Source organism: [Bacillus] enclensis (assembly GCF_001456935.1).
Classification (GTDB): Bacteria; Bacillota; Bacilli; order Bacillales; family Bacillaceae_B; genus Rossellomorea; species Rossellomorea enclensis.
Window position 1 is genome coordinate 398,194 of record NZ_KQ758485.1, and the last position, 12,353, is coordinate 410,546.

At 50.7% G+C, this 12,353-nt stretch carries 7 protein-coding genes; all 7 read right to left on the reverse strand.

Going from position 1 to position 12,353, the window contains the following annotated elements; all coding sequences use genetic code 11:
- Positions 1-102: 102 nt before the first annotated feature.
- The 7 genes from icmF to AS034_RS16990 all read right to left on the reverse strand — a co-directional run bounded on the left by icmF (position 103) and on the right by AS034_RS16990 (position 12,197).
- Entirely contained in the window at positions 103-3,369 is a 3,267-nt protein-coding gene (gene icmF, locus AS034_RS16960; protein ID WP_058299455.1) for a fused isobutyryl-CoA mutase/GTPase IcmF, read from the reverse strand.
- Complete coding sequence (locus AS034_RS16965) at positions 3,366-4,019, reverse strand: TetR/AcrR family transcriptional regulator (protein ID WP_032086953.1); 654 nt, start codon at positions 4,017-4,019, stop codon at positions 3,366-3,368. The genes icmF and AS034_RS16965 overlap by 4 nt, the downstream gene beginning before the upstream one ends.
- A 122-nt stretch (positions 4,020-4,141) precedes the next feature.
- On the reverse strand, positions 4,142-5,281 hold the full coding sequence (locus AS034_RS16970) for an acyl-CoA dehydrogenase (RefSeq protein WP_032086954.1): 1,140 nt from the start codon (positions 5,279-5,281) through the stop codon (positions 4,142-4,144).
- 357 nt (positions 5,282-5,638) lie between these two features.
- The gene (locus AS034_RS16975; protein WP_058299532.1) at positions 5,639-6,775 is read right to left on the reverse strand and encodes an acyl-CoA dehydrogenase; all 1,137 of its coding nucleotides are present in this window, start codon (positions 6,773-6,775) and stop codon (positions 5,639-5,641) included.
- 245 nt (positions 6,776-7,020) lie between these two features.
- Positions 7,021-7,872, reverse strand: coding sequence for a 3-hydroxybutyryl-CoA dehydrogenase (locus AS034_RS16980; protein WP_058299456.1), 852 nt, complete (start codon positions 7,870-7,872; stop codon positions 7,021-7,023).
- A 659-nt stretch (positions 7,873-8,531) separates the two neighbouring features.
- On the reverse strand, positions 8,532-9,719 hold the full coding sequence (locus tag AS034_RS16985; protein WP_058299457.1) for an acetyl-CoA C-acetyltransferase: 1,188 nt from the start codon (positions 9,717-9,719) through the stop codon (positions 8,532-8,534).
- Positions 9,720-10,082: 363 nt separating this feature from the next.
- Positions 10,083-12,197 (reverse strand): 4Fe-4S dicluster domain-containing protein, encoded by a 2,115-nt coding sequence (locus AS034_RS16990; RefSeq protein WP_058299458.1) that lies wholly within the window; start codon positions 12,195-12,197, stop codon positions 10,083-10,085.
- Between the last annotated feature and the right edge of the window lie 156 nt (positions 12,198-12,353).

Genomic DNA, 12,353 nt, shown 5'->3' on the forward strand with positions numbered 1-12,353 from the left:
TGACGATAGTTTTACAGTCAATTACTTTCCTGTCTGGGGTCTTGCATTAAAAAATGAAGAAAAGACTGCCGTCCAAAACGACAGCAGTCTTCTCTTTTTCTATTACATATTCCGGCGGTATTGGCCTCCGACTTCGTACAGGGCTCTTGTGATCTGCCCGAGGCTTGCGATTTTGACGGTTTCCATCAGTTCTTCGAAGATGTTGCCTCCGTCTACTGCCGCTTTTTTCAGACGCTGAAGTGCTTCATCGATATCACTTTCGTTTCTCGCCTGGAAGTCGCGCAGGTTCTTGATTTGTGTTTCTTTTTCTTCCTTCGTCGCACGCGCCAGTTCCATGCTGTCCATCTGTTCCTCTGATGGAGGATTCGGGTTCAGATACGTGTTCACGCCGACAATCGGAAGTTCGCCGTTATGTTTCTTCATTTCATAGTACATTGATTCTTCCTGGATCTTGCCGCGCTGATACTGGGTTTCCATGGAACCGAGCACACCGCCGCGGTCATTCAGGCGGTCAAACTCAGTGAGCACCATTTCTTCAACGAGATCCGTCAATTCTTCCACGATGAAAGACCCTTGAAGCGGATTTTCATTTTTAGAAAGACCGTGTTCTTTCGTGATGATCATCTGAATCGCCATCGCACGGCGGACGGATTCTTCCGTCGGCGTCGTGATCGCTTCATCATAGGCATTCGTGTGAAGCGAGTTACAGTTATCCTGAAGGGCCATCAGTGCCTGAAGCGTTGTACGAATATCGTTGAAATCGATCTCCTGCGCATGCAGCGAGCGGCCGGACGTCTGGATGTGATACTTCAGCTTCTGGCTGCGCTCATCCGCACCGTACTTATCCCTCATGACCGTCGACCAGATTCGGCGGGCAACGCGGCCGATCACCGTATATTCAGGATCGAGTCCGTTCGAGAAGAAGAACGACAGGTTCGGCGCGAACTTATTGATATCCATTCCGCGGCTCAAATAGTACTCGACGTAAGTGAAGCCGTTGGCGAGCGTGAACGCAAGCTGCGAAATCGGATTGGCTCCCGCTTCCGCGATGTGGTAGCCGGAAATCGAGACAGAATAGTAGTTTCTCACTTTATGATCGATGAAGTACTGCTGGATATCACCCATCATGCGAAGCGCGAACTCAGTCGAGAAGATGCATGTGTTCTGGCCCTGATCTTCTTTTAAAATATCGGCCTGAACCGTTCCGCGGACAACCTGGAGCGTCTGTTCCTTCACTTCTACATACTCTTCGACTGTCAGCACGCGGCCAAGCTCTTCTTCCTTGGCGCGGATCTGCTGGTCGATCGCCGTGTTCATGTACATCGCAAGGATGATCGGTGCCGGACCGTTGATCGTCATCGACACGGATGTTGAAGGCGCACATAGATCGAAGCCTGCATACAGCTTCTTCATGTCATCAAGCGTACAGATGCTGACGCCGCTCTCGCCGACTTTTCCGTAGATGTCCGGACGGTAATCAGGATCTTCACCATACAGTGTAACAGAGTCGAACGCCGTACTCAGGCGCTTCGCATCATCGTCCTTCGACAGGTAATGGAAACGGCGGTTCGTACGTTCCGGAGTCCCTTCGCCTGCGAACTGGCGCTTCGGATCTTCCCCTTTTCGTTTAAAAGGAAACACGCCGGCCGTATACGGGAATGAACCCGGTACGTTTTCCCTGTAGACCCATTTCAGGATCTCCCCGTAATCCTTGTACTTAGGCAGGGCCACTTTAGGAATATTCAGCCCCGACAAACTCTTTGTAGTAAGCTCGGTGACGATTTCCTTGTCGCGGATCTTCGTGACGAACTGGTCCTTGCTGTACGTATCCTTGAGGTTTTCCCATTTAGCCAAAATATCCTTGGATTCCGCTGTCAGCTTGTTTTCCACTTCTTCTTTCAACGTGTTGAGTGAAGTAAGGACTTCATCGTTCTGTTCTCTTTCACTAAGTGCTTCCATCGCACCTTCGAGCTGGAATAGGCGGCGTGCAAGATTCACTTGCTCTTCCGCTTTTTTATGATAATTGCGGACGGTCTCCGCGATTTCCCTTAAATAATAGCGACGGTTGTTCGGAATGATCACGTTCTGTTTTTCAACATCGACGTTTTTCCCAAAGCTTGTTTTCCAATCAAGCTTCATCTTTTCATTCACTGTTTCCACGATCGCCGCGAATAGCGCATTCGTTCCCGGGTCATTGAACTGGCTTGCAATCGTGCCGTACACCGGCATCTCATCAAGGTCTTTATCGAACAGCATGTGGCTGCGCTGATACTGCTTCTGGACCTGACGGCGTGCGTCTTCTGAACCTTTGCGCTCGAATTTGTTGATGACGATCAGGTCGGCAAAATCGATCATATCGATCTTTTCAAGCTGTGATGGCGCACCGAATTCACTCGTCATCACATACATGGACATGTCACAGATTTCAGCAATCTCTGCATCCCCCTGCCCGATTCCGCTCGTCTCGACGACAACGAGATCGTAACCGGCCGCTTTCACAACATTGATCGCATCCTTGATCGCTAACGACAGCTCCGTTTTCGAGCCGCGCGTAGCAAGGCTGCGCATGTAGACGCGCGGATTGAAGATCGCATTCATGCGGATACGGTCACCTAGCAGCGCGCCGCCCGTCTTCTGCTTCGTCGGATCGATTGATAGAATCGCAATCTTTTTCTCTGGAAGCTCGTTGATGAAGCGGCGGATCAGTTCATCTGTCAGTGAACTTTTCCCTGCGCCCCCGGTTCCGGTGATCCCGAGTACCGGCACCTTTTTCGCAAGAGTCTTAATCTCAGAGAAAACCGTCTGTGCTGTCGCGGCCACCTCTTCATTCGCCCCAACCTGATACTCAGCTAGTGAGATCAGCTTCGAAACGGCATTCACGTCGCCACTCGAAAGCTTTTCAACTTCCGAGTTGACGCTGTCTTTGATCGTCGGGAAGTCGCATTCCTCGATCATCTGGTTGATCATCCCCTGCAGACCGTGCTGACGGCCGTCTTCCGGCGAGAAGATGCGGGCGATCCCGTATTCATGAAGCTCCTTGATTTCGCGCGGGATGATGACCCCGCCGCCCCCGCCGTAAATGCGGATATGGGAAGCCCCTCTTTCGTTCAGCAGATCATACATGTATTTAAAATATTCGACGTGTCCGCCCTGATAGGAGGAAATCGCAATCCCCTGTACGTCTTCCTGGATCGCAGCGTTCACAACTTCTTCCACGGAGCGGTTATGACCTAAGTGAATGACCTCTGAACCGCTCGCCTGGATAATCCGTCTCATTATGTTGATCGATGCATCATGTCCGTCGAATAGGCTCGACGCCGTCACGAATCGGACATGGTGCTTTGGTTTGTATACTTCAACCGTGCTCATACTACTCCCCCTGTTCTCCTTTGTTTTTCAAAACCCGTGATTCCTGAAAAAAGCAGTTCGACCTGCAGATCGATGTATTCCTGGAGCGAATACCTCTTCTGAAGCGCCCAGCGGCGGAATCCCCACATCTGCCCCTGGACGAATACATTCTGCGCGAGCATGTGGATCTGGTGCTCATCAAGTTCGAGCTCCCCCGTCTCGACACAGCGCACGATCAGCTTCTCGACCATCGCGACCATTTCAAGCTCTTTCCGGAGGACGTAAGGCAAAGCGTCCTTCGAAAGCGACTTCGCCTCCTGATACATGACGAGGACCTCGTCCTGCATCCTGTCCATCACCTGAAAATAATGGGCGATGCCGACCTTCAAGCCGTCAACCGTCCCCTCATCCGTATCCAGCTCCTCAAGTTCCAGCCGAACCTGTTCATAAATGCTGTCACAGACCAGATACAATACATCTTCCTTTGTCCGTATATACTCATAAAGCGTGCCGATGCTGAACCCGGCGGCCTTGGCAATCTCCCTTGTCGTGGTGCGGTGAAACCCCTTCTGTTTAAAAAGAGAGACGGCTCCCCGGATCATCTGATCGCGCCTTTTCTCCACCAAACGTTCATCTTTGACAGAAGCATGCACTTCCCTTTTGTTCTCCACTTCTACCGACCGCCTTTATTTCATTCTCCCATTGTCCCTGTTGTTCTCCGCCTGCTTCATCCCCCAACGAGTCAGGCGGATATATATGGTAAACATACCCCTTTAAACCTTTTACCGCTTTCTTACTTCGTTACCATCCTTGAAATGACAAGGCGCTGGATTTCCTGCGTTCCTTCATAGATCTGAGTGATCTTCGCATCACGCATATAGCGCTCGACAGGATAATCCTTCGTGTAGCCGTAACCGCCGAAGATCTGGACTGCTTCTGTCGTCACCTTCATCGCCGTATCCCCGGCCATCAGTTTCGACATCGCCGATTCTTTGCCGTATGGAAGTCCTTCAGACTCAAGCCAAGCCGCCTGATAGGTTAATAGACGGGAAGCTTCGATGGATGTCGCCATGTCTGCAATTTTAAAAGAAATACCCTGGTTCGCAGCGATCGGCTTCCCGAACTGCTCACGTTCCTTCGCATAGTCGACCGACGCATCAAGCGCACCCTGAGCGATCCCGACAGCCTGTGCAGCAATCCCGTTACGTCCGCCGTCAAGCGTCATCATTGCAATCTTGAAGCCTTCCCCTTCTTTCCCGAGAAGATTTTCCTTCGGCACCTTGCACTCTTCGAACACGATTTCAGTCGTTGGAGATGAACGGATGCCGAGCTTTTTCTCTTTTTTACCGACAGAGAATCCTTCGAAGTCCTTCTCCACAATGAAAGCACTCGTTCCGCGCTGGCGCGACGATGGATCCGTCAATGCAAATACGATGTACGTATCTGCGATTCCGCCGTTTGTGATGAAAATTTTAGATCCGTTTAAAACGTAGTGATCTCCTTCAAGGCGCGCAGTCGTTTTCATGCCGCCTGCATCGGAACCCGAACCCGGCTCAGTCAAGCCGTACGCACCGATTTTCTCACCCTGTGCCATCGGACGGAGATACTTCTGCTTCTGCTCTTCCGTACCGAATTTGTATACCGGCCAGCCTGCCAGTGAAGTGTGGGCGGATAACGTTACACCCGTAGAAGCACACACTCTTGAAAGCTCCTCGACTGCGATACAGTAAGCAAGATAGTCGCTTCCGATCCCGCCGTACTCTTCCGGCCAAGGAATACCGGTCAAGCCGAGCTCCGCCATTTTTTTGAAGATATCCATATCGAAGCGTTCTTCCTCGTCGCGTTCCGCGGCAGTAGGAGCAACCTCGTTGCGCGCAAAATCGCGCACCATCTTGCGAATCATTTCATGTTCTTCAGATAATGTAAATTTCATGATTTTTTCTCCCATCTTTGTTGGAATCTATTTTGGACAGATTAACCACCGCTTATGGTTTCCGTGCAAGACTTCGCTTTCCGCGGGTGACCCGTGAGCCTCCTCGGCTTCGCCTCCGGGAAGAAAAGCAGAGGGGCTTTGTTCAGAGGGGGGTGGCATAAGGCGAAACGGCCACGAAGGCGTTCTTTGCCTTCTTGGACGGTTTGACTTATGACATGTGCCTCTAAGCCCCGGAGCTGGACACGTCTCACATTGGCCACTTCTCCCGCAGGAGTCTTCGTCTTGCACTCCAACCAACGCTGGAACTGCCCAACTTACAAGCTCAAGCTTCATCCATTCAATTTCCTTTAAAACCTCTTAAACCAATAAGTTTTTCCCTATGACCATTCTCTGAATCTCGCTGGTGCCTTCGTAGATTTCGGTCACTTTTGCATCGCGGAATAGTCTCTCTACTGGATATTCCTTCGTGTAGCCGTAGCCTCCGTATACCTGGATGGCTTCGGTTGTGACGTCGACGGCTGTTTTTGAGGCGAAGAGTTTGGCCATGGAGGCTTCTTTTCCGCAGGAGATGCCCTGCCCGCGGAGGTCAGCCGCTCTGTAGACCAAAAGCTTTGCCCCTTCGACCGCGGTTGCCATGTCGGCGAGCTTGAATCCGATACCCTGCTGGGCGGCGATCGGTTTGCCGAACTGGACGCGTTCTTTTGCATAAGCCGTTGCGTAATCGAACGCTCCTTCAGCGATCCCCAGGGCCTGTGCTGCGATTCCGATGCGGCCGACATCCAGGTTCGCCATCGCGATCTTGAAGCCTTCCCCTTCCTCGCCAAGGAGGTTTTCAACAGGCACTTTCATATCTTCAAATGTCAGCTGTACAGTTCTTGAACCGTGCAGCCCCATTTTGTGTTCGTCTTTCCCGATGATCAGGCCGGGTGTACCTTTTTCGACGATGAACGCCGATACCCCGCGGCTTCCCTTCGTCTGATCGGTTACGGCGAACACGATATATGTATCCGCCTCGCCCCCGTTCGTGATGAAAACCTTCGAACCGTTCAGGATATAGTGATCGCCGCGTTTTTCCGCTTTTGACTTCAAGCTCTTCGCGTCCGACCCCGCACTCGGTTCCGTCAGACAGAATGCCCCTAAATATTCACCTGAAGCAAGCTTCGGAAGGTACTTCTGCTTCTGTTCCTCATTTCCAAAGTAGAGGATCGGATTCGTCCCGACCGAAGTGTGGACGGACAGGATCACCCCGATGGTGGCGCTTACTTTTGACAGCTCGTGAATCGCTATGATGTAGGATGTGAAATCCATCTCTGAGCCGCCGTACTTTTCAGGGATCGTGATCCCCATCAGGCCAATCTCTGCCATTTTATTTAAAATCTCCCGTGGAAAATGCCCCTCTTCCATTTTCTCAACGAAAGGCTGTATCTCTGTTTCTGCAAAATCGCGCACCATCTTGCGCATCATCTGCTGTTCTTCCGTGAATCGTAAATTCATGATTGTCCCCTCCCGGATGTTCGCATGCACTACAAGGATCTTTCTCATGGCCCTTTCAACAAGGCCGTTGATTTCCGCTGCAGGCATTTGCTTTCCGCGGGGAGGAAGTCGAGCCTCCTCGGCGTCCCGCCTGCGGGGTCTCGACTTTTCCTCTTTATCCCGTCGGAGTCAAATGCCTTCCGCTTCAATCAACTTAGTGGTAATATCATCAATCGGCTTTAACGAAATCCTTATGCGACATCCACTTATTCGTAAGAGTAAAATCCTCTTCCTGTCTTTTTACCTAGCCAGCCTGCTTTGACATATTTTCTGAGCAGCGGGCATGGACGGTATTTGTCGTCCCCGAAGCCTTCGTGGAGTGTTTCCATGATGTACAGGCAAGTGTCGAGTCCGATAAAGTCGGCTAGCGTCAGCGGCCCCATCGGATGATTCATGCCGAGCTTCATCACCTCGTCGATCGCTTCCTTGCTTGCCACCCCTTCATACAGCGTGTAGACCGCTTCGTTGATCATCGGCATCAGGATACGGTTTGAAACGAACCCCGGAAAGTCTTCCACTTCTACCGGCACTTTGCTCAGTGACTTCGTCATATCCTCGATCGCCTGATACACCTCATCCGTCGTCGCAAGCCCGCGGATGATCTCAACAAGCTTCATCACCGGTACCGGGTTCATGAAGTGCATCCCGATCACCTGTTGGGGACGATTCGTCGCCGCTGCAATCTCCGTTATCGGGAGTGAAGAAGTATTGGTCGCAAGGATCGCATGCTCGGGAGCAATTTCATCAAGCTGAGCGAAGATTTTTGTTTTGATCTCCATATTCTCAACTGCTGCTTCGATCACGATATCCACGCCTTTGGCATCGTTGAGATCCGTGGAAGCCGTCAGCCTGTTCAGCGCTGCCGCTTTCTCGTCTTCACTCATACGGCCTTTGTCCACCGAACGGAAAAGGTTTTTTGTGATGACGCCGATCCCTTTTTGGACGAATTCTTCTTTGAGGTCGTTCAGGAAAACGTCAAATCCTGCCTGCGCACATACCTGGGCAATCCCCGAGCCCATTTGACCGGCTCCGATGACCATGACTTTTTTTATGTTCATTTTGTTTCTCCCCTTTGTTTGAAAAATGGTCTCTCTATACCGCAGTTGGTTTCCGTGGAAGACTTCGCTTTCCGCGGGTAGCCCGTGAGCCTCCTCGTCACTTCGTTCCTGCGGGAAGAAAAGCGGAAAGGCTTTGGTCAGAGGCGGGTGGCATAAGGCGAATCGGCCACGAAGGCGTTCTTTGCCTTCTTGGTCGGTTTGACTTATGACATGTGCCTCTAAGCCTTGAAGCTAGACAGGTCTCACATCAGCTACTCTTCCCGCAGGAGTCTTCGTCTTCCACTCCAACCAACTGCTAGAACTAGTAATATTTCAATAAATGTTTTATCAAAAATTCCGGTTTGGTGTACCGGGTCCATTTGAGTGTGATAGTACCTGGTACACTGGCGTTTTCTGAGCGGTGCCTGGCTCAGAATCCTTGTTTTGTGCCTGGCACAAATTGCATCGATTGTTCCTGGCACAATATGGTCTGTTTGTTCCTGGCACCACCCGACTTTCAAGTAGTGCCTGGCTCAGATGACCCGGTTTGAGCCAGGCTCAATTTCCCTTATCCGAGCCTGGCTCAAGATACACCATTTGACCCTGGCTCCAGGCACCCCGCTTGAAGGCAGCCAACCCTAAACTAAAACTCTCTCAATCTACTAATCCACAACCCAAGCCTACTGCTTCGGCACCTCGATCATGACCGCATCTCCCTGTCCGCCTCCGGAGCAGATCGATGCTATCCCAATGCCGCCTCCGCGGCGTTTCAGTTCGTATGCAAGAGTTAAAATGATGCGCGCTCCGCTTGCCCCGATCGGGTGGCCGAGTGCTACGGCGCCGCCGTTAACGTTGATTTTTTCAGGATCGAGACCGGCAATCTTGCCGCTTGCGAGTGCGACTGCCGCGAATGCTTCGTTGATTTCGAACAGGTCGATTTCTTCGAGTGATTTGCCTGTTTTCTTCAACAGTTCATTGATGACAAGGCCCGGCGTCTGCGGGAAGTCCTTTGCTTCCACTGCGATTGCTGTATGGCCGAGGATGGTCGCCAATGGTTTTTTGCCTTCTTTTTCAGCACGCTCTTCGCTCATCAGGATCATGGCGGCTGCTCCGTCGTTGACTCCCGGTGCGTTACCTGCCGTGATCGTGCCGTCGGAGCCGAATACCGGTCCGAGTTTTGCCAATACTTCAATGGATGTATCCTTACGAGGTGCTTCGTCGCGGTCGACCACCACCGGTTCGCCTTTGCGCTGCGGCACTTCCACCGCCACGATTTCTTCACCGAGCTTCCCGTCTTCTGTCACTTTCACCGCAAGCTCGTGGCTTCTGAGTGCCCAGTTGTCCTGGTCTTCCCTTGAAAGTTCAAATTCTTTGGCTGTAGCGTTTCCGTATGTGCCCATGTGGACATTGTTGAAGGAGCAAGTCAGTCCGTCGTGGACCATCAAGTCCTTGAAGCTTGAGTCGCCCATTTTGAATCCCCAGCGTGCTTTTGGCAGGATGTATGGCGCATTCGACATTGATTCCATTCCGCCGGCCACGATCACTTCCCCGTCTCCTGCACGGATGATCTGATCGGCCATCGTGACGCTCCTCATACCGGACGCGCACACTTTATTGATTGTTTCTGTTTTTACGTTCCAAGGAATACCTGCGTGACGCGATGCCTGGCGGGAAGGGATCTGTCCCTGTCCTCCCTGAAGGACGGTGCCGAGGATCACCTCGTCGATATCTTCACCGCTGACACCTGCTCTATTCAATGCTTCCTTCACTGCAAAACCGCCGAGCTCGGAAGCTGTAAAACTGCTCAATCCGCCTCCAAACTTGCCGAAAGGAGTTCTGGCTCCATCTAGAATGACCGTTTTTCCCATGTAAATCCTCTCCTCTTTCTTTCAGTTTGAGTACTTCATTTTGTATACGCTTTCAAAAAATATTCTAAGTATCATGTGTTTCCCTCGTTCATAAAGAACTCGTCATTCAGAACGAAAAATGGCTTTTCAGACGGGCTGCCGCGATCTTGACTGAACGCTCGCTCGACCGAATGCCAAAAGAGGAAGGGACAGATTCCGTCCCTTTCCACTACTTCCATTGTACTTCAAAATTGTGTAAAACGTAATGATTTTTTAGAAAGTTTTTATTTTTCGCTATAGTTACTATTTTAGAATAATAAAACAGGAGTGAAACGCCATAATGCTGATTATGTTGTTTCACTCCTGCTGTCATATCAATACCTATTAAGCAACGACTGCATCTTTATGATCGCCGCAGACTGCTTTTTCAAGAAGCTCGGCAACGTCGAGTGTGGAGACGTTTTCTTCGACTTCTTTCGCTTTCGTTCCATCGGAAAGCATTGTCAGGCAGTACGGGCAGCCGGAGCTGATGACGGACGGGCTGACGGCAAGTGCCTGCTCGGTACGGGATACGTTGACGCGGTGGCCTGTGTCTTCTTCCATCCACATGAGTCCTCCGCCGGCTCCGCAGCACATTCCCTTTTCTTTGTTCCGTTCCATTTCAACGAGTTTGACGCCGGAAATCGATTTAAGGATTTCACGCGGCGGATCGTACACTTCGTTGTAGCGGCCGAGGTAACACGAATCATGGAACGTGATCGTTTCGTTCACTTCATACTTCGGCTTCAGACGTCCTTCCTTTACAAGTTCGTAAAGAAGCTCGGTGTGGTGGTAGACTTCCGCTTCGAGTCCGAAGTCCGGATATTCATTTTTGAAAATGTTGTAAGCATGCGGATCGATTGTGACGATTTTCTTGATCTCATGCTTTTCAAATTCGGCGATGTTGTTCGTCGCAAGCTCCTGGAATAAGAATTCGTTTCCAAGACGGCGCGGAGTATCGCCTGAGTTTTTCTCTTTATTTCCTAAAATCGCGAACTTGACGCCGGCTTCGTTCATCATTTTGGCAAACGAAAGCGCGATTTTTTGGCTTCGGTTATCGAATGAACCCATGGATCCGACCCAGAATAAATATTCGAAGTCTTCCCCTGCTTTTTTCATTTCCTTCACCGTCGGGATGTGAACGTCTTCCCTTGCTTCGCGCCAGTTTTCGCGCTCTTTACGGTTAAGACCCCAAGGGTTGCCCTGGCGCTCGATGTTCTGCATTGCACGCTGGGCATCGGCATCCATTTTTCCTTCTGTAAGGACCAGATAACGGCGAAGGTCGATGATTTTGTCGACGTGCTCGTTCATGACCGGGCATTGGTCTTCACAGTTTCGGCATGTCGTACATGCCCAGATTTCTTCTTCCGTGATGACGTCTCCGATCAGGGATGGGCTGTATGCCGCACCGGCTGCCGCTTCTTCGGCTGCCTGTGTCGCACCTGCCATCGCAAGCTGGTTTCCTTTTGTACCGTTGAATGCGAATGTCGGCACCCACGGTTTTTTCTGTGTCACGGCAGCACCATGATTTGTCAGGTGATCACGCAGTTTCACGATCAGGTCCATCGGCGACAGCATTTTCCCTGTGCCGGTTGCGGGACACATATTCGTACAGCGTCCGCATTCCACGCAGGCGTAGAAGTCGATCATCTGCGTCTGGGTGAATTCTTCTATTTTTCCTACCCCGAAGCTTTCTGCCGATTCGTCTTCAAAGTCGATCGGCTTTAGTTTTCCAGGGTTGTCTAAGCGGTTAAAAAATACATTGGCTGGTCCTGCGATCAAGTGGGCGTGCTTTGACTGCGGCACGTACACCAAGAATGCGAGCAGGAAGATCAGATGGATCCACCATGCGATGTAGAAAATGACGATGGATGCCGTTTCACCGATCGCACCCAGTGCTCCCCCGATCATTGACGCAACAGGCTCGGTCCATGCAAGGTCCTCACCATGCCAGATCAGGCTCATCCCGTTCCCTACAAGCACGGAAAGCATCAAGCCCCCGATGAATAAAAGAACGAGTCCAGATTTGAAGCCTCTTTTTAATCGAACGAGCTTTTCCACGTAACGTCGGTGGAACGCCCACACGACAGCGACAAGGATCATCAGCGTGACGAGTTCCTGGAAGAACGTGAAGCCCGGATACAGAGGTCCAAGCGGCAGATGGTTCCCCGGAGCAAGTCCTTTGATGATGAAGTCGATTGCCCCGAATTGTACTAAGATGAAGCCGTAGAAGAACATGACGTGGATCGCTCCACTTTTCTTATCCTTCAAGAGCTTTTTCTGTCCGAAGACGTTGACCATGATTTTTTCGAAGCGTTCCTTGAATCTTTTGTCGAATTCGACTTTCTTGCCGAGTTTGATATATTCAATTCTCGTTTTGACCACATACACAAACAGACTCACTGCGTAAACGGTTACAAAAATGAACGCAATCCAATTGAGAATGAGTAATCCATTCATCTCAAGTCTCTCCCCCTTTTTCGGCTCGCAAATGAACTTCCCCTTTGTTCAAACTTTTACAAACCAAATTAATATTCAGAAAAATATCCTTATGTCCATTATATAATGAATGAGCATTCAGTCAACGGTTTTTTTAAAAGAAAGCTCTCCGATCAC